We start from the raw sequence: 25,054 nt of genomic DNA on the forward strand, positions 1-25,054 counted from the left end.
TGGCAGCGGGCTGATCACAACGTTACGATCGCTCCACCGATGATGGCATCTCCCACTGGTCGGTTTCAGGACGCGCCGGGTCGCCCGCGCACAACCTCTTCGCGCAATAGCTGCCATGCTCTGAGGATGCCCGTGGACCGCGCGCAGCAAGACGCATGGCCACAGGCAAGGAGGGTGCCTGGCTTGCCGCCACCGTGACACGGCAGGCGCACCGCAGCTGAACACCGCCGGACACTGGCCCGCGATCAGGGTCGGGCCGGGTTGCCGAGGTCTGCTGTATGCCTGATGAGTTGAACCACTTGCCGTTGATCCAGCGTGTCCTGGCCCGTGAAAAGGACACCCCCGGCGCCTTGTTGCCGATTCTCCACGCCATCCAGACCGGCGCCGGCTACATCCCTGACATCGCCGTCGCCGAGATCGCCCATGCCCTCAACCTCAGCCAGGCCGAGGTGCGCGGGGTGCTCAGCTTCTACCACGATTTCCGTACCACGCCGCCGGCCCGCCATACCCTGCGCCTGTGCCGCGCCGAGTCCTGCCAGAGCCGTGGTGCGGAGGCGCTGGCCGCGCAATTGCGCGAGCAGCTCGGGCTGGATGATCACGGCCGCAGCGAAGACGGTGCGCTCGACCTGCGCCCGGTGTACTGCCTGGGTGCCTGTGCCTGCTCGCCGGCGTTGGAGCTCGATGGCCAGCTCCACGCCCGCGTTACCCCGGAGCGCCTGCGGGCGCTGGTGGCGAGCTGCCGAGAGGAGGTGAAGGCATGTTGAACCTGTGCATCTCCTGTGATTCGCTGGCCCGTGCAGTCGGTGCCGACCAAGTGGCCGATGCGGTGGTCCGCGAGGCGGGGCAGCGCAACCTGCCGATACGCATCAAGCGCACCAGCTCCCGTGGCCTGTATTGGCTGGAGCCGCTGGTGGAACTGGACACCGCGCAAGGCCGGCTGGGCTTCGGGCCGGTAGCGCCCGAGGATGTCCCCGGTTTGCTCGATGCCCTGGCGGGCGACCACGCCGGCCATGCGCTGGCGCTGGGGCCGGTCGAGGACATTCCCTACCTGAAAACCCAGCAGCGCCTGTTGTTCGCTCGCGCCGGCATCACCCGGCCGCTGTCGCTGGATGACTATCACACCAACGGTGGCTTCGAGGGGCTGCGCCAGGCCACCCTGCTGGACGGCGACGAAGTGGTCGCGGCAGTGCTCGATTCGGGCCTGCGTGGCCGAGGTGGCGCGGCCTTCCCGGCGGGCATCAAGTGGCGCACCGTGCGCCAGGCGCCGGCCGGGCAGAAGTACGTGGTGTGCAACGCCGACGAGGGTGACTCCGGTACCTTCGCCGACCGCATGCTGATGGAGGGCGACCCGTTCCTGCTGATCGAGGGCATGATCATCGCCGGCCTCGCCGTGGGGGCGAGCAAGGGCTACATCTATGTGCGCTCGGAGTACCCCGATGCCGTGCGCGCGCTCAACGAGGCGATCCTGCTGGCCCGCGAGGCCGGTTACCTGGATGTCGCCGGCAGCGGCGTGGCCTTCGACCTGGAGGTGCGGGTCGGCGCGGGAGCCTATATCTGTGGCGAGGAAACCGCGCTGCTCGAATCCCTGGAGGGCAAGCGCGGCATCGTCCGCGCAAAACCCCCGTTGCCGGCGCTGGAGGGCCTGTTCGGTCAACCGACGCTGGTGCACAACGTGCTCACCCTGGCCTCGGTACCGATCATCCTGGCCAAGGGCGCGGCCTATTACCGCGATTTCGGCATGGGCCGCTCGCTCGGCACCCTGCCGTTCCAGCTGGCCGGCAATATCCGCCATGGCGGGCTGGTGGAGCGCGCTTTCGGCCTGACCCTGCGCGAGCTGGTGGATGGCTACGGTGGCGGCACCGCCAGTGGCCGGCCGATCAAGGCAGCGCAGGTCGGCGGCCCGCTGGGTGCCTGGGTGCCGCCCGAACAGTTCGACACGCCGCTGGACTACGAGGCCTTCGCTGCCATTGGCGCGATGCTCGGCCATGGCGGCGTGGTACTGGCCGACGACACCCTGAACATGGCCGGCATGGCGCGCTTCGCCCTGCAGTTCTGCGCCGAAGAATCCTGCGGCAAGTGCACGCCGTGCCGGATCGGTTCGACCCGCGGCGTGGAAGTGGTCGACCGGCTGATCGCCAGCACCGACCCGGCCTACCGCGAAAGCCAGGCGGGGTTGCTGCGCGACCTGTGCGACACGATGCAATACGGCTCGCTGTGCGCCATGGGTGGGATGACCCCGTACCCGGTGGCCAGCGCCCTCAAGCACTTCCCCGCCGATTTCGGCCTGGAGGCCGCGCAATGATCAATTACTTCGACCCCAGCAGCGACCTCGACCTGGGTACCCCGCAACGCCTCAGCGAGGTGCAGGTCAGCCTGGTCATCGACGGCCGTTCGATCAGCGTGCCCGCCGGCACCTCGGTGATGCGCGCCGCGGCCATGCTCGGCACCAGCATCCCCAAACTGTGCGCCACCGACAGCCTCGAGGCCTTCGGCTCGTGCCGCATGTGCATGGTCGAGATCGATGGCATGCGCGGCTACCCGGCCTCCTGCACCACCCCGGTAGGAGAGGGCATGGTGGTGCGCACGCAGACGCCACGCCTGGCCGACCTGCGCCGCAACGTGATGGAACTGTATATCTCCGACCATCCGCTGGACTGCCTGACCTGTTCGGCCAACGGCAACTGCGAGCTACAGACCGTCGCCGGCCAGGTCGGGCTGCGCGAGGTGCGTTATGGCTACGACGGCGCCAATCACCTGGACGAACACAAGGATGTGTCCAACCCGTACTTCGACTACGAGCCGAGCAAGTGCATTGTCTGCAGTCGCTGCGTGCGTGCCTGCGAAGACATCCAGGGCACCTTCGCCCTGACCATCACCGGGCGTGGTTTCAAGTCGCGGGTGGCGGCGGCCGGCGGTGACGATTTCCTCAGCTCCGAATGCGTGTCCTGCGGCGCCTGCGTGCAGGCCTGCCCGACGGCGACCCTGAGCGAGAAAAGCCTCATCCAGCTCGGCCAGCCCGAGCGCGCGGTGATCACCACCTGTGCCTATTGCGGCGTGGGCTGCTCGTTCCGCGCCGAGATGAAGGGCGACCAGCTGGTGCGCATGGTCCCGGACAAGAACGGCGGCGCCAACCACGGCCATGCCTGTGTCAAGGGACGCTTCGCCTGGGGCTATGCCACGCACCCGGACCGCATCACCAGGCCGATGATCCGCAAACGCCTGGAGGATCCGTGGCAAGAGGTCAGCTGGGATGAGGCAGTCACTTATGCCGCCAGCGAGTTGCGACGCATCCAGCTCAAGTACGGGCGTGATTCCATCGGTGGGATCACCTCCAGCCGCTGCACCAACGAAGAGGCGTACCTGGTGCAGAAAATGGTGCGCACGGCCTTCGGCAACAATAACGTCGACACCTGCGCGCGGGTTTGCCATTCACCTACCGGCTATGGCCTCAAGCAGACCCTGGGCGAGTCCGCCGGTACCCAGAGCTTCGACTCGGTGATGCAGGCCGACGTGGTGCTGGTGATCGGCGCCAACCCCACCGACGCCCACCCGGTGTTCGGCTCGCAGCTCAAGCGCCGCCTGCGCCAGGGCGCGCGGCTGATCGTCATCGACCCACGGCGCATCGATCTGGTCGATTCACCCCATGCCCGCGCCGAACTGCACCTGCAACTGCGTCCGGGTACCAACGTGGCCATGCTCAACGCCCTGGCTCATGTGATCGTCAGCGAGGGCCTGCTCGACCAGCGCTTCATCGATGCCCGCTGCGAAACCGAGGATTTTGCGCGCTGGCGCGATTTTGTCGCCCAGCCCGACAATGCCCCTGAAGTGCTCGGCCCGGTGTGCGGCGTGCCCGCCGAGCAGATCCGCGCCGCCGCCCGGCTGTACGCCACCGGCGGCAATGCTGCGATCTACTATGGCCTGGGCGTGACCGAGCACAGCCAGGGCAGCACTGCGGTGATGGGCATCGCCAACCTGGCCATGGCCACCGGCAACATCGGCCGCGAAGGGGTGGGGGTGAACCCACTGCGCGGGCAGAACAACGTGCAGGGCTCGTGCGACATGGGTTCGTTCCCCCACGAGTTGCCCGGCTACCGGCACATCTCCAACGAAAGCGTGCGCGCCGAGTTCGAGCAGGCCTGGGGCGTGACCCTGCAGCCCGACCCGGGCCTGCGCATACCCAACATGTTCGAGGCTGCGCTGGATGGCAGCTTCAAGGCGCTGTACTGCCAGGGCGAGGATATCGCCCAGAGCGACCCCAATACCCAGCACGTCACCGCCGCGCTGTTGGCGATGGAGTGCGTGGTGGTACAGGACATTTTCCTCAACGAGACGGCCAAGTTCGCCCATGTGTTCCTGCCCGGCAGCTCGTTCCTCGAGAAGGACGGCACCTTCACCAATGCCGAGCGGCGTATCTCGCGGGTGCGCAAGGTCATGGAACCGCTGGCCGGCAAGGCCGACTGGGAGGCGACCCTGGCCTTGGCCGATGCCCTGGGCTATCACATGGACTACCAGCATCCATCGCAGATCATGGACGAGATCGCCCGCCTGACCCCGACGTTCCGCCGGGTCAGCTATGCCGAACTCGACCGCCACGGCAGCCTGCAGTGGCCATGTAACGACGCCGCTCCCGACGGCACGCCGACCATGCACATCGAGCAGTTCGTGCGCGGCAGGGGGCGCTTCATGCTCACCGGTTATGTGCCCACCGACGAGAAGGTCAACAGCCGCTACCCGCTGCTGCTGACCACCGGGCGCATCCTCAGCCAGTACAACGTCGGCGCGCAGACCCGGCGCACCGGCAACGTCGCCTGGCACAACGAGGACCGCCTGGAGATCCACCCCAGCGACGCCGAGAGCCGCGGCATCGCCGACGGCGATTGGGTGGGCGTGGGCAGCCGCTCCGGGCAGAGCGTGCTGCGCGCCAGGGTCAGCAGCCGGGTGGCGCCGGGGGTGGTGTACACAACGTTCCACTTCCCCGAGTCCGGGGCCAACGTGATCACCACCGACAACTCCGACTGGGCCACCAACTGCCCGGAATACAAGGTCACCGCAGTGGAGGTGGTGAAGGTGTTCCAGCCGTCGGAATGGCAGAAGCGTTATCAGAGTTTCAGTGACGAGCAGCGGCGCTTGCTCAAGGAGCGGCGTCAGTCGGAAAAGGCGAAGGTGCGCCCATGAGCAGCGACAACCTGGTCAAGATGGCCAACCAGATCGCTCATTACTTCGACAGTGAGCCGGATCATGCCAAGGCGGTGCAGGGGGTGAGGCAGCATCTGCAGAGCTTCTGGACGCCGGCCATGCGCCGGCAGTTACTGGAGTGGAACGAGGCCCACGCGGGGGAGGGGCTCGACCCCAAGGTACGGGAGGCACTGGCGTAGCACGCCTGCTCCCGCAGGATGGCGCATGGCTTGAGGCTGATGCGGTCGTTGTGGGAGCCGGCTTGCCGGCGATGCGCCGCGTCAGCGGTGCCCTGTGACCGCCGGCGCGCTCCCGCCCTGATCCAATCGCCAGCATTAGAATGTTGGCGCAGCGCATGGCTTGGATGAAATGTCCGTCATGTTCGCAGGGTTAACGAATAGCCGGTGCTACGCTCGCAAAAACACCCTGACGGAAGCCCACCATGGACATGAACTGGCACCAGGCCCTGCAAGCGAGCCTGAGCTGGCTGGCGATCGCCTCGTTGGTCACCTTTGGCTGCTTCATCGTCGCCGCCTTCCTGGCGGTGCGCTGCACCCGCTGGGGTGCTCAGTTCTGGCACCTGGCCGGACCTTATTTCAGTTGGCGCCGCAGCTGGCGCCCGCTGCTGGCCTTCGCCCTGCTGCTGGTGCTGACGTTGTTCGCGGTGCGCCTGAACGTGCTGTTCTCGTTCTGGTACAACGGTTTCTACAGTGCCTTGCAGGCCCTGGACCAGACGGCGTTCTGGTACATGCTCGGGGTGTTCGCGGTGCTGGCGACCATCCATGTACTGCGTTCGCTGTTCACCTTCTATGTGACCCAGGCGTTTAACATCCGCTGGCGGGTGTGGCTCACCGAGCGCCTGACCGCCGACTGGATGCACGGCGATGCCTACTACCGTGGGCAGTTTCTCGCAGAGCCCGTGGATAACCCCGACCAGCGTATCGAGCTGGACGTGAACAACTTTGTCACAGGTTCCGTTTCCCTGGCGTTGGGGGCGGTTGGCGCGGTGGTGTCGTTGGTGGCGTTCACCGGCATTCTCTGGGGCCTGTCGGCGCCACTGGCCGTGGCCGGCGTCGAAATCCCCCGGGCGATGGTGTTTGCTGTCTACATCTATGTGCTGATCGCCACCTGGATCGCCTTTCGCCTCGGCCAGCCGCTGATCCGCCTGAATTTCCTCAACGAAAAACTTACCGCCAACTTCCGCTACGCGCTCATGCGCTTGCGCGAGAACGCCGAGAACATCGCCTTCTACCAGGGCGCGCAGGTGGAGCGCGGCACCTTGCTTGGGCGTTTCTTCGCCTTGATCGGCAACGCCTGGGCCCTGGTATTCCGGAACCTCAAGTTCAGCGGGTTCAACCTGGGCGTCAGCCAAGTGGCGGTGGTGTTCCCGTTCATCCTCCAGGCGCCGCGCTTTTTCAGTGGTGCGATCAAGCTCGGCGACGTGATGCAGACCGCCCAGGCCTTCGGCCAGGTGCAGGATTCACTGTCGTTCTTCCGTGAGTCCTACGACACCTTCGCCCAGTATCGTGCCACCCTCGACCGTCTGACCGGGTTTCTCGATGCCAATCTGCAGGCCAGTGAGTTGCCACGGGTGACCACTGTGGACCAGGCGCATGCGCTGGGCATCCATGGCTTGCAGGTGCGTCGGCCCGACGGCTACGCGCTGATCACCGATCTCGACCTGAACCTGCACAGCGGCCAGGCGCTGCTGATCAAGGGACCATCGGGCAGCGGCAAGACCACCTTGCTGCGCGCCCTGGCGGGCCTGTGGCCGCATGCCGACGGTGAGGTCAGGCGGCCGTCGGGGACGCAGGCGCTGTTCCTCTCGCAACGTCCGTACCTGCCGTTGGGTGACCTGCGTACTGCCATCGCCTATCCGGCGCAGGGCGAGCCTGGGGACGATGTGCGCATGCAACAGGCCCTGCGCCAGGTCAATCTTGCCCACTTGGCCGAGCGACTGGACGAGCCGCGTGACTGGTCGCGCATCCTGTCGCTGGGCGAACAGCAGCGCCTGGCGTTTTCCCGGGTGCTGTTCAATCGGCCGCAGGTGGTGTTCCTCGACGAGTCGACTTCGGCGATGGACGAAGGGCTGGAGCATGCGTTGTATTCGCTGCTGCGTGAGCAGTTGCCGGCGACGCTGCTGGTCAGCGTCGGGCACCGCAGCACCCTGGCGGCGTTCCATTCCCATCGCCTGGAGGTGGACGGGCAGGGGGGCTGGTCGCTCCTGGAGCAACAGCCGGCCGTGCCAGCATAGGGCGTAGGGGAACATCGCACGGCATTGCTTGCGATCCGCTATAATCGCGGTGTGTTCACCCCGCAAGGTGTGTAAAGGTGAAAGGGATCAGCCTGGAAACCAAGAAGGCTTATTGCGCCAAGACGCGTCGTTCCAACTACCTGGCCAGCCTGAGGCTAGAGGGGTTCAGCGTGTCTCGGGACGCGGCCGAGCGTGAACTCCCGACCCGGGAGGAACTGCTGCATAAATACCGCAAGCAGCGTTGACGTTGGATAAGTACGGGGTAGGGCAGGATGCTTATTGCTATGCCGGCACCTCGGTCTTGCGCAATCGGCTTGATCAGGCCGACGGCCAGCACTGAGGTGCCGAGCACGCTGACCATGTACAGCGGGAGGAGGGCGTGGATCATCTCCGAAGAGACATCCATCAGTAGCGAGACAAAACCCAGGGCCCAGACGCTGCGGGGGATCAGCGCGAGGCTGTGGCGACGGCGCGAGTGCGGAACACTGTTCATGGGTGATCTCGGCGTTGCTCCGATTTCACTCTAGACAATAGCGGCCTCAACGCCGCATGAGCGCAAAAAGCGCCGCGAGTTATGGTCGTTATTTGTGAAACACCACACTAGCAGAGGCGCTCAGGCTGGCCCCTGCTGATGCAGCTGCCCCAGGCGGCTGCGTGTACGCATCAGATCGGCGATGGCGCCGCCCAGGCTTTTTTCCAGGGCCTGCTTGCCGATCACCAGCACCTCCCGGTCCTGGTCGTACAGCACATCCATCAGGTTGACGAAGCGCTGCTGCGCCGCCAGCGAGCACTCGGCCAGATCGTCCAGGCCGTCTATGATCCAGCGATCATAGCGCTCGGCCAGGGCCAGGTAATCGATCACTGCTGTCGGTTGTTCGCACAGATCGTCGAAGCTGAACATTACCTGGCGCCCCTCGCTGGCCAGGGCCCTCAGGGAACGTTTGTTGACCTCCAGCCCTACCGGCTGCGGCGCGGGCACCTGCAGAGCTCGGCGTTGCCCTGCATCTCCTGGCCAGACGTAGCAACCCCGGGTGAAGCGCTGGTGTTGGCGATTGGCTGGCAGGCTGCGAAAGTCGGTCTCTCCCCCTACCTCAAGCACTTGCATGCGGCTGTTGATCAGGCGGATCACCGGCAGGAAGCGCGCGTGGTACAGCGGGTTGGGCAGCAGCCCCTCAGGCGCGTAGTTGGACGTGACCAGCAGGAAAACGCCTCGTGCAAACAGGGCATCGAACAGCCGGGTGAGCAGCATGGCGTCGCCGATGTCATGGACGTGGAACTCGTCGAAGCACAGCACTTGGCAGTGGCCAAGCAGCGCGTCGAGGGTCGCCCCCAGGGCATCGTCCTGCGCCCGGTTGTGATGCATGCCTTGGTGCAGGCGGGCGAAGAAATCGTGAAAATGCAGGCGGCGCTTGGCCGCCGTCGGCACGGCCTGGAAGAAGCCATCGAGCAGCCAGCTCTTGCCGCGTCCGACCGCGCCGTGCAGGTACAGGCTGCGCGTCGGACCCGCGTCGAAGCTGCCCAACAGCATGGCCATCGCCTCTATCACCTGAAGCTGCCCATCGCTCAGGGCATAGCCACGCTCGGTTGCCATTTTCTGGAAGTGGTCCAACAAGGTGGGAACCTTGTCCGGGGCACTGCGCAGGCGCTGGCCAATCTGGCGCAAGGACGGGGGAATCCAGGTGGACAAGTGGCAGGCTCCTCGGGCCGAGTCTGGGGCAGGGCGCAGCTTGCGCGAAGCCGGGCATTTTGACCAATCGAGAATGTGCCGGGCAATGATCGCGAAAAGCGATAGGTCAGGTCCTGCGCTCGAGTCGGCGCTCGATCATGTACTTGACCGCCAGACGGCGCTCCTTGAGATGGCGCAGGTCTTCGTCCACAAAGTTGCCTGCCGAGATCGACTCTGCGGCCAGCACCTGGTTGTCGATGTCCAAGTACTCGTCCAGCAGGCGGTCGAGCTGCGGGTCCTGCTGACGGCGCTGCTGGACGATTTCGCGTGGGTAGTGCAGGTCCTGGTAGAGGTCATGGGAAACGGGCATGGCGTCCTCCTTGTGATGCGCCGATGGGCTCTATCTGATTGGAATGGAGGAATGCGATTGTGTTGAGGCGAGCCGGTGGAATTGCGACGAGCGGTTGTCGTAGGCGGCGCGAGAACCCTCTCGAAAGGTAGCTGATACAACTAACTTGCTGTTTTCGTGCGTTTTTTTCAAAAAAAAGCTTCCCACTTCGAAAAAAGGTTGTTAAAGTGCCGGCCATTCCCGAGCAGCAACACACGGAGCTGTCAGGGGGTTGTCAGTGAGGCGGTGATCAGTCATTCGCAGATCCGATACAGGGGCGTCGCCAAGCGGTAAGGCAGCAGGTTTTGATCCTGCCATGCGTTGGTTCGAATCCAGCCGCCCCTGCCATTTTAAAGTTGTATCCTCTTCCCAATCGCCTTTTGGCGATTTTTTCGTTTCTGCCTACCTGTTTTCCAGCGACTCGGCCAGCACCTGGGCGAGGATGTGTTCGTGCACCGGTTTCTGCACCACCTGGCACCCCTGTAGCTCCAGCCCTTGCAGCTGGGCATAGCCGGTGAGGAACACCACGGGCAGGCGCGGAAAGCGCTCGCGGGCCGCCAGGGCCAGTTGGGCACCATTGAACTCTGGCATGGCGAAGTCGGTAAGCAGCAGGTCTATGCGTTCATCGAGCAGGGCCATGGCCTGGGTACCATTGTGTGCCTGGTGTACCTCGTAGCCCTGGCGCTGCAGCAGGTCGCCAATCATTTCGCGCACCAGATGGTCGTCGTCCACCAGCAAGATGTGACGCTCGGCCCCTTGGGCGAAATGCGGGCGCACATCGTCCTCGCCTGTAGTGAGTGAATCGGCACGGGCCTTTACCGCTGGCAGGTAGACACTGACCAGGGTGCCGCGGCCTGGCGTTGTATCGATGCGCACGCCACCGCCGATCTGTTTGGCGAAGCCGAACACCTGCGCCAGCCCCAGGCCCGAGCCCTTGCCGATATCCTTGGTGGTGAAGAACGGTTCGAAGGCTTTGGCCAGTACTTCCTCGCTCATGCCGCAGCCGCTGTCGCGGATACTCAGCACCACGTACTCACCGGGTTCCGGGTCCTCCGGGCGTTGTGGACGGGTATTGACCCGGGTGTTGCGCGTGGCCAGGGTGAGTTGGCCGCCCTCGGGCATGGCGTCGCGGGCGTTGATCGCCAGGTTGAGGATGATCATTTCGGTCTGGGTCGGGTCGGTCAGGGCTTGCCATAGCCCAGCATCGAGCTCCAGGCGCACTGCGACGCTGCCACCCAGGGTGCGGCGCAGCAGTTCTTCCAGCCCTGCCAATGTGCGGTTGAGGTTCAGCGGCACCGGCTCCAACCGTTGCTTGCGCGAAAACGCCAGCAACTGGGAGGTCAGCTTGGCCCCGCGCTCGCCCGCCTCACGAATGTGCTGCAGGCGCTTGTGTGCCTTGTCCAGCAGGCCTTTGTCCAAGTCGTTCTGCAGGAAGCTGGCACCGGTGAGGATCACCGTCAGCAGGTTGTTGAAATCGTGCGCCACGCCGGCCGTGAGCTGGCCGACCGCTTCCAGGCGCTGCATCTGCTGCAGCGCGGCCTCGATGCGTTCGCGCTCGGCGATCTGTTCGCGCAGGCGCTCGTTGGCCTCGGCCAGGTCCAGCACCGCTTCGCGTTCGCTGGAGATGTCGCGGGCGACCACATGCAGCAGGTTGTCGTCCGGCACCACCACCCACGACAGCCAGCGCTGCTGGCCTTCGGCATGCCGGATGCGGCCGACGAAGCGGGCGCTGGTGCGTCCCTGAGAGAGCGCGGCCAGCTCGGTGAGGAAGGTTTCCTGGTCGGCTTCCGGTAGCAGCTGCAGCAGCGAAATCTGCGCCAACCGCTCACGGGGAAAGCCCAGCGCGGCTTCCCAGGCCGGGTTGAGGGCTACCGGGGTCAGGTCCTTGTTGAGTACCGCCAGCAGGTCCTGGGACAGTTCCCAGGCACGGTCGCGCTCGCGGGTGCGGCGCTCGACCCGCTCGCCGAGCATCTCGTTGAGCTGCTCCAGCGCCCGGGTGGCCTGGCGCTGCTGGTGGATGTCCTGCAGCACCCCGGAAAAGCGCACGCACAGGCCGTCGATGAGTTGGGTCTGGCCGGTGGAGAGCAGCCAGCGCGGCTCCAGTGCGCCGGGTTGAGCGATACGGAACTCGGCCCGGTAATGGCCATCGCTGTCAGGGCGCATGGCCTGCTCGACGGCGTTGCGCACACGGGATTGGTCGTCGGGGTGGATGCCAGCGTAGAAGACCTCGATCGTCATTCGAGTGTCGCTGGGCAGGCCGAACAGCATCTTGCAGCGGTCGTCCCAGACCAGCTGTCCGTCCTGCGGGCGGTAGTCCCAAGTGCCCATGCCGGCGGCATCGATGGCGATGCGGGCGCGCGCCTCCGCCTCGGCCAGGGCCTCTTCAGCGCGGCGTCGGCGTTGGCGTTCCTGCACTTCGGTCAGCGCCCGGCGCACGGCCTTGGGCAGCAGCGGCAGGTTCTTCTTCAGGACGTAGTCGGTGGCGCCGAGGCGGATCATCTCCACCGCGTGTTCTTCGCCGTAGATGCCGGAGAGGAAGATGAACGGTATCTGAGGCGCCAGGCGTTGGGCGATGGCCAGCACGTCGGCGCCGGAGGAGCTCGGCAGCACGCAATCGCACAGGATCAGGTCGTAGGAAGACTCGCCCAGGGCATGCTCGGCACCGACATGGTCGAATACCAGCCGTGATTGCACCTGAAACCCGCTGCGTTCAAGGCGCATCAGGATCAGCTCGGCATCCATGGCGCTGTCTTCGACCATCAGCAGTTTCAGTGGAGTAAGCTGCATCGTGTCCGCCTCAGTTGCTGCCGCGACGGTTCAGGCGCAGCGAACCGGGTGGTGGTTCGTTGAGCACCGCCCAGAACATGCCCAGGTCGGAGATGGCGGTGACGAACTCCTTGAACTCCACAGGCTTGACCACATAGGCATTGACCCCGAGCTCATAGGCCCGGCTCAGGTCCGGCCCCTCGCGCGAGGACGTCAGCATGACGATGGGGATGCTGCGCAACTCGGCGGTTTCGCGCACCACCTTGAGGACTTCCAGGCCATCGACCTTGGGCAGCTTCAGGTCCAGCAGCATCACCGCCGGATTGCCGCCGTCGCGTCCGGCAAAGGCGTTGCGCCGCAGCAGGTAGTCCAGCGCATCGGCGCCGTCGCGCACGACGACCACCTCGTTGGCCAGCTGGCTGCGCTCAAGGGCGAGCAGGGTCAGTTCGAGGTCTCTGGGGTTGTCTTCGACCAGCAGGATAGGTTTGAGCATGATGTCCGGCCTCAGGCAGACTTTGGGTTTAGTGGCAGGGTGAAGTGGAAGCTGGCGCCCTGGTTGACTCGGCCCTCGGCCCACACCCGGCCATCGTGGCGCTCGATGATGCGGCGCACGCTGGCCAGGCCGATCCCGGTGCCTTCGAACTCTTCCATACGGTGCAGGCGCTGGAACACGCCGAACAGCTTGTCGACATAGGCCATGTCGAAGCCCACGCCATTGTCGCGCACATAGAACTCGAGTTCGTGCCGGTGACGCACCGAGCCGATCTCGATGCGCGCGGGGGCGCGGCCGCGGGTGTACTTGATGGCATTGGCGATCAGGTTGTGCAGGACCATGTTGATGAAGGCCGGGTCGGCGATCACCTTGGGCAGGTCGGCGATTTCCCAGACGATGTCACGCCCCGCGTAGTCCGGCGCCAGCTCCGAGCGGATGGTGTCGGCCAGGGTATTGAGGTCGACGTCGGACAGGCGCAGCGCCGAACGGCCCATCTGCGAGAAGTTGAGCAGGTTGTCCACCAGGGTACCGGCGAATTGCGCGGCATCCTCGATATGGCTGAGGAAGCGCTTGCCGCGTTCGGAGAGCTGCTCTCCCTCTATTTCGCCGAGCAGCTCACTGTAGCCGGCGATGTGTCGCAGCGGAGCACGCAGGTCGTGGGACACGCTGTAGGAAAACGCTTCAAGTTCCTTGTTCGAGCGCTTCAGTTCGCCGGCCAGCTGTGCCAGTTCCTCGGCCTTGCGCAAGACGATGCCGAGCACCGCGCCGCGCAACTCCATCACGCCTTCGATGATCAGCGGGTGCCAAGGCGCGCTGAAGCCGCGTATTTCCTGTTGCCAACGCTCGAAGCTGTGCCGTGGGTTGAGATTGCCCTGCGGACCGACAGACTTCTCCGGTCGGCCCGCCCAGTTCACCGTATGGGCCTGCTCGGGCCGGAACCATACAAGATAGTGCGAATGAATCTGCGAGATCGCGACTGCCAGCACCCCGGCGGCATGTCGGGCCAATTCAGGCAGTTCATCGATGTCACGCTGTACGTTGTCGGTGTGGAACACCGCCTGGCCGTCACGCCGCGCCAGCCAGTGCGCCAGGGCATTGACCAGCGACGCTGGCGGGGTGGCGCCGATCAGGTCGCAGCGCTCGGCGCTGATGATCGCCGCCCCCGAGGCTCCGGCGAACTGCAGCATCACCTCGGGTTGGGCGAGCAGGCCATCGCTGACACTGTCATGGTCGGCCATCGAGCCGAGCATGCGCACGATGCGCTGGCGCAAGTCGAGCAGCTGGCGTGTGCTGTCGTGGGACTCGATGGCCTCGATCTGCAACGACAGCACATTGGCCAGCAGTTCGCAGGCGGTGCGGGTCTGGAAATCCACCGGCCTTGGCTGGTCATGGTGGCAGGACACCAGGCCCCATAGCTGGTCATCGACCACGATGGACAACGACATCGACGCCAGTGTGCCCATGTTGCGCATGTACTGCAGGTGCACCGGCGACACACTGCGCAGCGAGGCGAAGCTCATGTCCAGGGCCTTGCCGGTACGCGGATTGCTGGCCGGCACCAGGGGCGAGGGTTGGTAGTTGGCGTCCTCGATCACCCGGATGCGGTTGATCCGGTACAGCTCGCGGGCCTGGCGCGGGATGTCCGCAGCCGGGAAGCACAGCCCCAGGTAGCTCGGGTAGCCGGGGTCGGCATCCTCGGCCAGGACCGTGCCGGTGCCCTCGCTGTCGAAGCGGTAGGCCTTGACCCGGCCGAAGCCGGTGATGCGTTTGATCTGGCGTACTGATTGCAGCAGCAACTCGTCGATGCTGCTGACCTGGTGCAGGGTGCTGACGAAGGCGCGGACCAGCGGGTAGTAGTTGTCCTTTTCGCCACCCTGCGCAGCACTGCGGCGGGGTTCCAGTTCGAGGATCAGCACCTGGTCGTGACGGTGTGCCAGCACCCGCAGCGGCGCTTGCCAGGGCGCACCATGGTGCAGGTGTGTATCGCCGATGTGAAACGGGAAGATTTCGTCGTCGGGCAGGTTGGCCAGGCGGGTGCGCAGGTCGAAGCTGGTGCTGACCAGCTCGGCGAAGGCTTGGCCCGCCAGCGCGCGGGCAGGTACGCCCAGCCAACGCTCGGTATTCTCGCTGGCCTGGAGAATACGCAGGTCGGTCTCGTCCAGCACCAACAGGAAACCCTGTGGCTGAATACTGCCCGGAACCTGGATCGGTTCCTGGGCACAGCGCTCGATGGCCTGCTCGAGCGAGGTCGGTTCGGTCGTCACGGGACTCTCCTGTAGGGTCCGTCCACGCATGGCGCATGCGTATTGCACAGGATGTTGTTGGTGAACGGTATCAGAATGCCGGCCGCTTTGCCGGGATCTGGTTGTTTTGAAAGGCGCCAGGCGCTGGGGTTTCGTTACCAGGCGAGAAAATTCAATCGTGTCACGTTTGTCAGGTCCGCAATGGACTGCACAGCCCCAGCCCCGCCATTTTCATTAATGCCAAAGAGGGGTAGGGCTTGCCCGGCCCGGATCCAATCGCGCTGCTACGCTCAAGTTCAACCTATACAGGAAGGATTGTCAGGTGACGGAGCGCTTTGTGGCCATGCTGTTGGGCCTGTGGTTGAGTGGCAACGCCATGGCAGCGGATTTTCTCGTTGAAGTGCAGGTGCGCGTACAGCGCGGGTGCATGCTGGTCAACCAGCAGCGCGATGCCGGCCCGCAGGCGCTGGGGCGCATCGACTTGGGCAGCGCGGCGCGCTTGGATGGCCCTGGTGCGCCGTTGAGTGGCGCTCTGCTGGCCCAGCGCCCGCCGCGGTTGGAGTGCAACCCCGATACCCCGTACCAGGTACGTGTCGATGGCGGCCAGCACGGCGGCATCGGCGAACTGCGCTACCTGGCGAGCCGCGATGTCCAGGCCCGGCCGATTCCCTATCGTCTCTACCGCGACGCCGCCTGGCGCCAGCCGTTGGCGGTGGACGCTGCGCAATCGGCGCGGGTGCCGGACAGCGGTTCGGCGCAGCTTCCCCTCTACGCACGGATCGACAAGCTGGCCTGGGTACCCCGCGCCGGCCTGTATACCGACCTGCTCAAAGTCACGGTCACCTGGTAGGGAGGCTTCATGCTCATGGAAGTGTTGCACCGTGGATCGATCCTGCTGCTGACCCTCGGCCCGCTGCTGTTGCCCACTGGCGCGGCCAACGGCACCACCACCGGCTTCATCCAGGCGCGCCTGGTGATCAGCGCCGCCTGCCAGATCAGCAGCGACCCGCAACCGGCCACCCTGGGCAACCCGGGGTTGATGGACTTCGGTGCGCGGGGGCCGACCTGGGACCAGCCTTTGACCAGCCGGGTCGACGAGGCCGGCGGCGAGGGTAGCCTGCAGATCAGCTGTTCGCCCCAGGTGCGCGCTTTCAGCGTGCGCATCAACGGTGGCCAGAACGGCAGCGACGGCGTGCGCCGCCTGAGCAATGGCCGCGAGCTCATTCCCTACCAACTGGCCATCGACCCGGGCGGCAACAGCCGCTACGGCATCGGCCAGGCCCGTACCTTCACTATCAGCAGTACCCAGCAAGTGCCCGTGCCCATCTACGGCGTAGTGGTCGCGCAACCGCGCGCGCTGCCCGCCGGGCTGTATCGCGACACCCTCAGGGTGACCCTGGACTGGTAACACGCAAGGAGATTCCGATGCCCAAGCACCTCACCCGCTGCATGCTCGCCGGCCTTGGCCTCGCCCTGGCGGCCCAGGCCCAGGCCGCCACCGTGACCGGCACCATCAGCTCGACCCTGACCCTGACCGCCGCCTGTCAGGTCAACGGCAGCGGCGGCACCTCCGGGCTGAATTTCGGCAGCCTCAACTTTGGTACCCAGGATTCACTGTTCACCACCGCCAATGGCCAGGTGCTCGGCGGCGGAGGCGGGGCCATGAGTATTCTCTGCTCGGCAGGCACGGTGCCGACGATCAAGGTCCGTGCCGGCGCCCATGACTCGCAGTCCGCCGGCGGGACCCGGGCCTTGGCCGATGGCGCGGGCAATTTCGTGCCCTACGACTTCTACACCGACGCCGGGCACACCCAGCTGCTGGCGATCGACGGCACCATTACCCTGCCGACCAGTACCGGCGTGGCGCAGACCGTCAACCTGTATGGCCAGGCCCGGGGTAAAGCCGGCCTGCCGGCCGGGGTGTACACCGACACGGTGGCGGTCGAGCTGAGTTTCTGAGCCATGCCAGGCACTGCGCGGCTGCTGGCGGTCGGCGTGTGCCTGACGTTGACCCCGGGCGCCCACGCGGTCACCACCAGCACCTTCCAGGTGACGGCGCAGATCGTCGCGGGCTGCCTGGTTGTGGGCGGCGTGACCGCCTATGGCGTGCTCGACTACGGCACCAGCTCGGCACTGTCCACGGCCACCCTGAGCACCTCGCTCGGCGGCAGCACGGTGACGTTCCAGTGCACCCCCGGCGTGGCCCTGAGCATGAGCCTGGACGGTGGCCAGAACAGCGCCAGCGGCACGCGCAACCTCAAGCGTTCGGGCGGTACGCAATTGCTGGCCTACCAGCTTTACCGCGACGCCGGTTTCAGCCAGAGCCTGGGCATCGGCAGCAGCGTGGCGGTGAGCTACAGCGACCCGACCGCGATCAAGCTGCCGGTCTATGGCCGTACCACCCTGACCGGCACCTTGCCGGCGGGGACCTACACCGATGTCGTGCAAGTGACGGTGACCTGGTGAAAGGCCACCGCGGATAACAGAAAAGGAGAGGGGCATGGGGGCAGGCGCGAAATGGGCGCGAGGAATCATCGGGGTGCTGCTGTTGGCCAGCGCACCGGCCTTCGCGGCCACCTCGGTGCTGATCTGGCCGATCGACCCAGTGCTGGAGGCCGACCAGAAGGCCGGCGCGCTGTGGCTGGAAAACCGTGGCTCGGCGCCGACCAGCCTGCAGGTGCGGGTGTTCGCCTGGCGCCAGGGCGAGTACCAGGAGCAGTTCCAGGCCCAGCGCGAGATCATCGGCAGCCCGCCGGTGGCCAACATTGCGCCGGGGCAGAAACAACTGATCCGCCTGACCCGCACCGGCGGTTCGCCCGCAGGTCAGGAACAGGCGTACCGCATCATCATCGATGAGATCCCGTCGCCGCTGCCGACCGATGCCGCCAGTGAAGGGCCGAAGGCAGCGATCCGTTTGCAGATGCGCTACTCGGTGCCGCTGTTCGTCTACGGCGAGGGGCTGTGGGGCAAACCCGACCCAGCGGGCAAGCGCAGCGCCGAAGGCGTGGGCAAGCCGCAGTTGAGCTGGCGCGCGGTGACAGTGCAGGGCAAACCCTATGTCGAGCTGCGCAACACGGGGCCTGTGCATGCGCGGCTGACCGACGTGGTGCTGCAGCAAGCCGGTCAGGACAGGCCATTGGTCGAAGGGCTGCTCGGTTATGTGTTGCCCGGCGCCAGCATGCGCTGGCCGGCACCGGCCACGCCGGGCGCCGCCAGCGTGCTGAAAGGGCGAGTCAACGGCCAGGAGGTGGCACAGGCCATCAAACAGGGGCAATGAGCCGCGCTTGAACGGATCACAGGGGCCAGGGAGGACCCGGCAATGGTTGGAAATCGTGTGTGAGCTGGGTGCGGGTGACAACGCACCGGTTGTGGCTGGGCCTGGCGGTGCTGGGGCCCGGCCTGGGCGTGGCCGACGAGCTGCCGCCGCCGCCCTCGGAGCATGCCGCCATCGCCGACGCCACGCTGTACCTCGACCTGCTGGTGAACCAGGTGGCCAAGGCTGAGCTGGTGCCGGTGCAGCAGCGCGCCGGGCGCCTGTACCTGGCCAGCGAGGTGCTGCGCGAGGCGGGCGTCAGGCTGCCGGGCGAGCCTCAAGGCGAGGTGGCCCTGGACGACATCTCCGGCCTGCACAGCGACTACGACAGCCAGAACCAGCGCCTGCTGCTGCAGGTGCCGCCGGCCTGGCTACCCGACCAGCAGGTCGGTGAGCGCAACCTGTACCCGGCCAGCGACGCGCGCAGCAGCTTCGGCGCCTTGCTCAACTACGACGCCTACCTCAACGACACCGATGAGGGCGGCAGCTACCTGGCCGCCTGGAACGAGCTGCGCCTGTTCGACGACTGGGGCACCTTTTCCACCACCGGGCAATGGCGTCAGTCGTTCAATGGCGCCCTGGCCCAGGGCCGCCAGGGCTTCCTGCGCTACGACACCACCTTCCGCTACACCGACGAGCAGCGCCTGCTCACCTATGAGGCAGGCGACCTGGTGACCGGCGCGCTGCCGTGGACCACCTCGGTGCGCGTGGGCGGCCTGCAACTGTCCCGCGACTTCGGCGCCCGTCCCGACCTGGTCACCTATCCGCTGCCGGCCTTTGCCGGCGAAGCCGCTGTGCCGACCTCGCTGGACCTGTTCATCAACGGCTACAAGAGCAGCAGTACCGAGTTGCAGCCTGGCCCCTATACCCTGACCAACGTGCCGTTCATCAACGGCGCCGGCGAAGCAGTGGTGGTCACCACCGATGCCCTGGGCCGGCAGGTGTCGACCACCTTGCCGTTCTATGTCACCAGCAGCCTGCTGGCCAAGGGCCTGTCGGACTTCTCGGTGGCCGCCGGCAGCCTGCGCCGCGACTACGCCGTGCGCGATTTCGCCTATGGTCCGGGTGTGGCCTCGGCGACCCTGCGCCACGGTGTATCCGACTACTTCACCGTGGAAACCCATGCCGAGAGCGCCGAGTCGCTGATGCTCGGCGGCCTGGGCGGCAACCTGCGCCTGGGCACCTTCGGCGTGCTCAATGCGGCAGTGACCCAGAGCCGCTTTGAAGGCGATACAGGCCAGCAGCTGGCGCTGGGCTACCAGTACAACAGCCGGCGGATCGGCTTCAACTACCAGCGTGTGCAGCGTCATGGCGACTACGCCGACCTGTCGCGGGTCGACAGCCCCTACACGCGTCTGAGCCAGCGCAGTGAGCAGGCGACCCTGAGCCTCAACCTGGACAGCTACGGCAGCCTCGGTGCCGGTTACTTCGATGTGCGCGCCGGTGACGGCACGCGCACGCGGCTGATCAACCTTAGCTGGAGCAAGCCGCTGTGGCGCAACAGCAGCCTGTACCTGTCTGCCAACCGCGAGGTTGGTGACAGCCAGTGGGCGGTGCAGGCGCAACTGGTGATCCCCTTCGACCTGCGCGGCACCCTGGCCTTCAGCGCCGAGCGCAGCAAGGACGGCCAGGACCTGCAGCGGGTCAACTACAGCCAGGCGGTGCCGGTGGGCGGCGGGGTGGGCTACAACCTGGGCTACGCCACCGGCGGTAATCGTGACGACTACCGCCAGGCCGACCTGACCTGGCGCCTGCAATCGGTGCAGTTGCAGGTGGGCGCCTACGGCAGTAGCGGCGAGATGACCCGCTGGGCCGACGCCAGCGGTTCGCTGGTGCTGATGGATGCGGGGCTGTTCGCCGCCAACCGCATCGACGACGCCTTTGTGGTGGTCAGTACCAGCGGCTACGCCGACGTGCCGGTGCGCTACGAGAACCAGCAGATCGGCCGCACCGATCGCAACGGCCATTTGTTGGTGCCCTACAGCAGCGGCTATTACCGCGGCAAATACGAGATCGACCCCATGGACCTGCCCGCCGATGTGCTGGCGCCGCAGGTGGAGCAGCGCGTGGCCGTGCGCCGTGGCAGCGGCTACCTGTTGGAGTTCCCGCTCAAGCGTGTCCTGGCGGCAAGCCTGGTGCTGGTCGACGGCAATCAGCGGGAGCTCAAGCTGGGCAGCCGGGTACGCCACCGGGAAAGCGGCGGCGAGGCGGTGGTGGGCTGGGATGGGCTGGTCTACCTGGAGAACCTGGCGCCGCACAACCGCCTGCAGGTGGACAAGGCCGATGGCGGGCAGTGCCAGGTGGCGTTCGACCTGCCTGAAGGGGAGGGGCCGATCCCGTTGATTGGTCCGCTGGTGTGCCAGTGAATGTTCGACGACACGGCCTGCTGTTTGGCCTGTTGCTGGCGCCATGCCCGGCCTGGGCACTGTGTTCGTCGGTGGCCACCACGCCAGCGGCGTTCGGCACCGTCAACTCGACGCTGGTACGTACCACCGTGCAGACTGCCTCGACCACCAATTCCGGCTTGCAGTGCACCGGCTCGCTGCTCAGCCTGCTGTCCAGCAATGACCACTTCTACGCAACCATCACGCCCGCCTCCGGTGGCCTGGTGGGCCCGACCGGCGATGTCATCAACTACACCCTGTATGCCGACAACAGTGTCAACTACCCGATCACCCGGGGCGTTGCCTTCGACTTTGCCCGCAATGGCATCATCGACTTGCTGGGCCTGCTCAATGGTCCGACGCCCAAGGCGGTACCGATTTATCTGCGTACACAGATCGGCAGCAATGTCGCCGCGGGCCTGTACCAGGAGACGCTGACCGTTGCCTGGAGCTGGAACTACTGCTCGGGCATTGGCATCGGCAATATCTGCCTGGGGCGCGATATCGGCAGTGGCAGCAAGACCCTGAACGTCAGCCTGACGGTAAGCAACGACTGCCAGATCACCACGCCCAACATCAGCTTCGCCAGCGCACCGGTGGTGGCCGGGTTCGGCACGGTGAACCAGAGCCTGAGCGTGTCGTGCACCAAGGGCAGCAACTACACGGTCGGGTTGGACGACGGGCAGAACGTCTCGGGCGGACGGCGGCGGATGAAATCCAGTGCCAACAACTACCTGGCCTACGACATCTTCAAGAGCGCAGGCGTGGTGCGCTGGGGCTCGGTGGGCGCGGCGCGGCGTTCGAGCAGCGATGCCGAGGTGAACCCCGGGGCGGGGACCGGCACGGGCAGCCAGGTGTTCAACTACAACGCCAAGGTGTACACCGACCAGGCCACGCCGCCGGCGGCGACCTATACCGACAGCGTGATTCTGGATGTGCAGTTTTGAGTGCTGGCGTTGCTCAGCGCAGATCGCCAACCATCTTCAGCAACGTCTCAAGCACCGCTCCGGCCAGCGCCTTGGAGCGCTCACCCGACCAGCCGGTGCGCGGGTTCGGCGCATCGTCGTGGTCCTTGAACGGCATCTCCAGGGTCAGTGACAGGCAGTCGTGAGCCTGGCCCACGGCATTGCAGGCCAGGGTCATGTTGGCTTGGCCCGGCTCGTCGCGGGTATAGCCGTACTTCGTCTGGAAGTCCGGGGTCAGGCTGCACAGGGTACTGCGGAACTGCTCTTCCAGCTTGGCGATGCGTGGCGTATAGCCGGGGTTGCCCTCGCAGGCCGCGGTGAACACATGGGGGATCTCCTCGTCGCCATGGGCATCGATGAACGCGTCCACGCCATGCAGCTTCATCTGGCTCTGGGCGAAGAACACCTCGGGGCTCAACTCGACGCTGGCGTCCTGCCAGGCGCGGTTGAGGTCCTTGCCCTTGAAGTTGGTGCGCAGGTGGCCGAGGAAGGCGCCATCCGGGTTCATGTTGGGGATCAGGTACAGGTCGGCCTCGGCCAGCAGTTGCTGGATGACCGGGGCGTTGGCTTCGAGGGCGTCGATCACACCTTCCATGAACCACTCGGCCATGTGCTCGCCCGGGTGCTGCTGGGCGATGAGCCACAGCTTGCGCTTGCCGGCCGCGCCGTTGCCTGCGCGCAGCAGCGGGATATCCCGACCTTGCACGCTGCGCCCGCTGGCCAGCAGCTCGACGCCGGGGATCTGCTTGGCGCGCTCGATCAGCTGGTTGTGGCGGACGCGGGGGTAGGGCTCGAAGTAGGCGAACCAGGCTTGTGGCTGTTCGGCCTTGAAGTCGAAGCTCAGGGCCTTGCCGTCGAACTGGCTGGGCACGCGGAACCAGGTCTGCTGGTCGTAGGAGGCCACGGCGTGGTAGCCGGTCCAGGCGTTCTTGTAGGAGGACTGGTGGGCGTTGTCCAGGCTGAAGCGATGGACCTGGCCCGGAGTCAGGCCGCTAGCCTTGAAATGGAACCACTGGAAGTGGTCGCTGTGGCTGTCCTTGCGGATGTTCAGGTGGACGTGCGCAGGGTTGCTGGCGTCCAGGACCAGGATGTTGCCGGAGTCGAAATCGCAGTCGATGTGCAGCGGGGAGAGCGTCACGGTCATTGCCAGCCTCCTGTTGGCGTTGTTGTGACCGTACTCTACACCGCCTGGTGGTGCGGGTGCGCAGGTTAATTGACGCAGTCGTGGATGAGTCCGCCCCTGCGAATCAGGTCAGCAGCCCCAGCGCCACAAGCGCAGCAACACCAAGCCCGACGGCAATCGAACAGCCGCCCAGCGACAGCGCCGCGCGCCCTTGCCGGTACCAGCCGTCATGGCCCAATTGCCGTGCCGGGGCGAGCAAGCTGCGCCAGCGCAGTTCGGTTTCGTGGAAGGCGCGCAGGTGGTCGGGGTCGGCATCCAGCCAGCGGCGGAAGTCGATGCGTTCGCTGGCGGTCACCTGCGGGCTTTGCAGGCGCACGTACCATTGGCCGGCGATGCTGGCCAGCGCGTCGCCGGGGGCGCGGGCGGTCTGCAGGGCCTGGTTCATGTGGCGCTCGATGCTGATCAGTGGCAGGTCCAGGCGCTCGGCGATGGCGGCGAAGCCCTGCTGGTCGAGGCGGTTGAGCAGGAAGACTTGCTGGACCCGGCGCGGCAGGCGCTTGAGTGCATGCAGCAGCGCGTCTTCAGCGTGCAGTTCGGCAGGGCGCGGGTCGTGCTCGAGAGGCAGCAGCAGGCGGGTCATGGACAGCTCCTTGCTCATAAGGAAAGGGGTGGGGGCATCTTCCTTGATGCGGAGCCAGCTTAGGTTAAACGAGATTGATTCTCAAGTGCTGATTCCGCAAAGATTTGTAATGAGCATTCACGTGCTGACACACTTTTGCTATCATCGCGGCCATTAAACGATCTTCATTAGCCTGAAGAGCCAAAAAAAATGACCCGGCAAAAAGCCGGGTCAAAAACCGTGATTAGCCTGATGAGGAGATAATCTGAGCGTCCGACCTGAGGACGTTGCAGGTTATCCAGCGGGTCTCGCGACCTGCTGAGTGCAATAATAATCGTTATCATTTGCCAGTCAAATGATTTTTCAGCGATCGGCTAAAAAAATATTCCTGACGCACTCCTCGTCCCCGGCAATCGGGGCTTTTGCCGTTCGTCGGCTATCACGTTCTCCCTTCAGATCGATGCCTTTTCCGTGGCGTGGCACTGCTCAAGCAGAGCGCGGGCCATGTTGATCATGTGCATCAGCGCAAACACCACTTCCCGTGTCGTGCCCTGCAGATGGTTGCCGGTTTCCTGTGCCGTGGCCGAGGCGCAGCGCAGCAGGGCCATGGCGTGCTCGCTGGCCTGGGCGTCGCTGACGCCTTCGCGCAGGGTCCACAGCGAACGCTCCAGGTCGCGGGGCGTGGGGGTGGGGTTGAGGTAGAAATCGAGGGCGCGGCGGGCTGCTTCTTCGTCGAGATCTGTTTCTTCTTTTGTCGAATTACTCATGACTGCTCCTGTGAAATCCCTTCGAGGACAATGAGCACTGATGTTAGGTCAAATTGTATTATTTTTGAGTTCTGAGATAATTCAGAATGTGTATTGATGCCGTTCATCCAGTCCGTATCGTTCACAGCCATGGAAAACTGGATCGAATTTCTGTCGCGCTACCAGCGCGAGCACAACCTCAAGCAGCACCAATTGGCCGAACGCCTGGGCATGACCCAAGGCGGTGTCGGCCATTGGCTGCGTGGCACGCGCAGGCCCACCCTGGTGACAGTCAACGAGAAGCTGGAGAAGCTCGGGCTGGTGTATCTCGAAGCGCGGGTGATGGTGGTCGAGCGTGACGCCACGGTCCGCGAGACCAGGGGTGTCTATGCCGTGGAACGACCGCTTTCGGTCAATGCCTTGCGCCATGCCAGTTTCCGCTTTCCAGTGCTGAGCTGGTCCGACCTGGACGGGCCTTTGCCGCAATCCTGTGAAATCCACGAGTTGACCGACTACATGCCTGCGGGCAATGCGTTCTGGTTGCCGGTCGAGAATGATTCGATGAATGCTGCCAGCGGCAGGAGCGTGCCGATGGGCATGCGGGTGCTGGTGGATGCAGGGATCGAGGTGACGCCGGGCAGGCTGGTTGTGGCTCGGCAGCCCGGTAAGCCGGCAGTGCTGCGTGAGTTGATCGAGGAGGGCGGGCAGCGGATGCTCAGGCCGCTCAATACCTTGTATCCGACGGTGCTGTGCGAGGAGGGGTGCGAGTTCCTTGGTGTTGTGGTGCGGATGCACGGGGTGCTCTAGGTTCGCGCACAGACCGTGTTGGGGCTGCGAGGTGCCAGGCGGGGGTCTTGCAGCGCTCTCTAGATCGAGCGCCGCCCGCGCGGCGCTCGATCTCAGAGGCGAAACAACCCTT

The 25,054-nt window shown here is 65.4% G+C and carries 22 protein-coding genes, 1 tRNA gene and 2 pseudogenes; 16 read left to right on the forward strand and 9 right to left on the reverse strand.

The genetic code is table 11. From position 1 onward, the window contains the following. Positions 1 to 278: 278 nt before the first annotated feature. The 7 genes and pseudogenes from KHO27_RS05190 to KHO27_RS26135 form a co-directional block, all read left to right on the forward strand. The gene (locus KHO27_RS05190; protein ID WP_214501306.1) at positions 279 to 764 is read left to right on the forward strand and encodes a formate dehydrogenase subunit gamma; all 486 of its coding nucleotides are present in this window, start codon (positions 279 to 281) and stop codon (positions 762 to 764) included. Continuing rightward, positions 758 to 2,302 (forward strand): formate dehydrogenase beta subunit, encoded by a 1,545-nt coding sequence (locus tag KHO27_RS05195; protein WP_214501307.1) that lies wholly within the window; start codon positions 758 to 760, stop codon positions 2,300 to 2,302. The genes KHO27_RS05190 and KHO27_RS05195 overlap by 7 nt, the downstream gene beginning before the upstream one ends. Then, positions 2,299 to 5,175, forward strand: coding sequence for a formate dehydrogenase subunit alpha (fdhF, locus tag KHO27_RS05200; RefSeq protein ID WP_214501308.1), 2,877 nt, complete (start codon positions 2,299 to 2,301; stop codon positions 5,173 to 5,175). The genes KHO27_RS05195 and fdhF overlap by 4 nt, the downstream gene beginning before the upstream one ends. Beyond that, on the forward strand, positions 5,172 to 5,375 hold the full coding sequence (locus KHO27_RS05205; protein ID WP_110698669.1) for a formate dehydrogenase subunit delta: 204 nt from the start codon (positions 5,172 to 5,174) through the stop codon (positions 5,373 to 5,375). The genes fdhF and KHO27_RS05205 overlap by 4 nt, the downstream gene beginning before the upstream one ends. 242 nt (positions 5,376 to 5,617) lie before the next feature. Beyond that, the gene (locus tag KHO27_RS05210) at positions 5,618 to 7,429 is read left to right on the forward strand and encodes an ABC transporter ATP-binding protein/permease (protein ID WP_110698667.1); all 1,812 of its coding nucleotides are present in this window, start codon (positions 5,618 to 5,620) and stop codon (positions 7,427 to 7,429) included. 77 nt (positions 7,430 to 7,506) lie between these two features. Beyond that, a complete protein-coding gene (locus KHO27_RS05215; RefSeq protein ID WP_102684523.1) occupies positions 7,507 to 7,674 on the forward strand; it encodes a YhfG family protein in 168 nt (55 codons plus the stop codon). A gap of 2 nt (positions 7,675 to 7,676) precedes the next feature. Further along, positions 7,677 to 7,757, forward strand: a pseudogene (locus KHO27_RS26135) (cell filamentation protein Fic); the annotation flags it as partial. Here KHO27_RS26135 and KHO27_RS26140 read toward each other — a convergent pair. The 3 genes and pseudogenes from KHO27_RS26140 to KHO27_RS05225 all read right to left on the reverse strand — a co-directional run. Beyond that, positions 7,731 to 7,922 (reverse strand): annotated as a pseudogene (locus KHO27_RS26140) (MFS transporter); the annotation flags it as partial. The pseudogenes KHO27_RS26135 and KHO27_RS26140 sit on opposite strands and share 27 nt — an antisense overlap. A gap of 120 nt (positions 7,923 to 8,042) precedes the next feature. Beyond that, positions 8,043 to 9,116 (reverse strand): cell division protein ZapE, encoded by a 1,074-nt coding sequence (gene zapE, locus KHO27_RS05220; protein WP_110698665.1) that lies wholly within the window; start codon positions 9,114 to 9,116, stop codon positions 8,043 to 8,045. A gap of 106 nt (positions 9,117 to 9,222) precedes the next feature. Beyond that, positions 9,223 to 9,465: a hypothetical protein gene (locus KHO27_RS05225; RefSeq protein ID WP_110698664.1), complete on the reverse strand. Its 243-nt coding sequence runs from the start codon at positions 9,463 to 9,465 to the stop codon at positions 9,223 to 9,225. Between the two features lie 291 nt (positions 9,466 to 9,756). Here KHO27_RS05225 and KHO27_RS05230 point away from each other — a divergent pair. After that, positions 9,757 to 9,831, forward strand: a tRNA-Gln gene (locus KHO27_RS05230). Between the two features lie 54 nt (positions 9,832 to 9,885). On the opposite strand, the gene KHO27_RS05235 is transcribed toward KHO27_RS05230, so the two are convergent. The 3 genes from KHO27_RS05235 to KHO27_RS05245 are packed head-to-tail and all read right to left on the reverse strand — an operon-like array spanning position 9,886 to position 15,006. Further along, positions 9,886 to 12,270, reverse strand: coding sequence for a hybrid sensor histidine kinase/response regulator (locus KHO27_RS05235; RefSeq protein ID WP_110698662.1), 2,385 nt, complete (start codon positions 12,268 to 12,270; stop codon positions 9,886 to 9,888). A gap of 10 nt (positions 12,271 to 12,280) precedes the next feature. After that, positions 12,281 to 12,742: a response regulator gene (locus KHO27_RS05240; RefSeq protein ID WP_102684529.1), complete on the reverse strand. Its 462-nt coding sequence runs from the start codon at positions 12,740 to 12,742 to the stop codon at positions 12,281 to 12,283. A gap of 11 nt (positions 12,743 to 12,753) precedes the next feature. Next, positions 12,754 to 15,006, reverse strand: coding sequence for an ATP-binding protein (locus KHO27_RS05245; protein WP_502937591.1), 2,253 nt, complete (start codon positions 15,004 to 15,006; stop codon positions 12,754 to 12,756). Between the two features lie 301 nt (positions 15,007 to 15,307). Between KHO27_RS05245 and KHO27_RS05250 the strand changes: the two genes are divergently transcribed. The 7 genes from KHO27_RS05250 (at position 15,308) to KHO27_RS05280 (ending at position 21,629) form a co-directional block, all read left to right on the forward strand. After that, a complete protein-coding gene (locus KHO27_RS05250) occupies positions 15,308 to 15,835 on the forward strand; it encodes a Csu type fimbrial protein (RefSeq protein WP_139672163.1) in 528 nt (175 codons plus the stop codon). 24 nt (positions 15,836 to 15,859) lie between these two features. Then, entirely contained in the window at positions 15,860 to 16,393 is a 534-nt protein-coding gene (locus tag KHO27_RS05255) for a Csu type fimbrial protein (protein ID WP_110699145.1), read from the forward strand. Positions 16,394 to 16,410: 17 nt separating this feature from the next. Beyond that, complete coding sequence (locus KHO27_RS05260) at positions 16,411 to 16,944, forward strand: Csu type fimbrial protein (RefSeq protein WP_111532996.1); 534 nt, start codon at positions 16,411 to 16,413, stop codon at positions 16,942 to 16,944. Between the two features lie 3 nt (positions 16,945 to 16,947). Next, the gene (locus tag KHO27_RS05265) at positions 16,948 to 17,451 is read left to right on the forward strand and encodes a Csu type fimbrial protein (protein WP_111532995.1); all 504 of its coding nucleotides are present in this window, start codon (positions 16,948 to 16,950) and stop codon (positions 17,449 to 17,451) included. Positions 17,452 to 17,485: 34 nt separating this feature from the next. Beyond that, positions 17,486 to 18,262 (forward strand): fimbrial biogenesis chaperone, encoded by a 777-nt coding sequence (locus tag KHO27_RS05270; protein WP_110698651.1) that lies wholly within the window; start codon positions 17,486 to 17,488, stop codon positions 18,260 to 18,262. Positions 18,263 to 18,330: 68 nt separating this feature from the next. Next, complete coding sequence (locus KHO27_RS05275) at positions 18,331 to 20,664, forward strand: fimbria/pilus outer membrane usher protein (RefSeq protein WP_181427695.1); 2,334 nt, start codon at positions 18,331 to 18,333, stop codon at positions 20,662 to 20,664. Beyond that, entirely contained in the window at positions 20,661 to 21,629 is a 969-nt protein-coding gene (locus KHO27_RS05280) for a Csu type fimbrial protein (RefSeq protein WP_046856300.1), read from the forward strand. The genes KHO27_RS05275 and KHO27_RS05280 overlap by 4 nt, the downstream gene beginning before the upstream one ends. Positions 21,630 to 21,642: 13 nt before the next feature. Here KHO27_RS05280 and KHO27_RS05285 read toward each other — a convergent pair whose 3' ends face one another. From KHO27_RS05285 to KHO27_RS05295, 3 genes are all read right to left on the reverse strand, one after another. After that, on the reverse strand, positions 21,643 to 22,791 hold the full coding sequence (locus KHO27_RS05285; protein WP_111532994.1) for a M14 family metallopeptidase: 1,149 nt from the start codon (positions 22,789 to 22,791) through the stop codon (positions 21,643 to 21,645). 103 nt (positions 22,792 to 22,894) lie between these two features. Beyond that, positions 22,895 to 23,410: a DUF4880 domain-containing protein gene (locus tag KHO27_RS05290; RefSeq protein ID WP_094010749.1), complete on the reverse strand. Its 516-nt coding sequence runs from the start codon at positions 23,408 to 23,410 to the stop codon at positions 22,895 to 22,897. Between the two features lie 431 nt (positions 23,411 to 23,841). Beyond that, a complete protein-coding gene (locus tag KHO27_RS05295; protein WP_110698643.1) occupies positions 23,842 to 24,156 on the reverse strand; it encodes a DUF6124 family protein in 315 nt (104 codons plus the stop codon). Positions 24,157 to 24,285: 129 nt separating this feature from the next. Here KHO27_RS05295 and KHO27_RS05300 point away from each other — a divergent pair, with 129 nt between their 5' ends. Continuing rightward, the gene (locus KHO27_RS05300; protein WP_110699141.1) at positions 24,286 to 24,942 is read left to right on the forward strand and encodes a LexA family protein; all 657 of its coding nucleotides are present in this window, start codon (positions 24,286 to 24,288) and stop codon (positions 24,940 to 24,942) included. Positions 24,943 to 25,054: the final 112 nt, after the last annotated feature.

The sequence above is a fragment of the Pseudomonas sp. RC3H12 genome (assembly GCF_018596375.1).
Taxonomy (GTDB): domain Bacteria; phylum Pseudomonadota; class Gammaproteobacteria; order Pseudomonadales; family Pseudomonadaceae; genus Aquipseudomonas.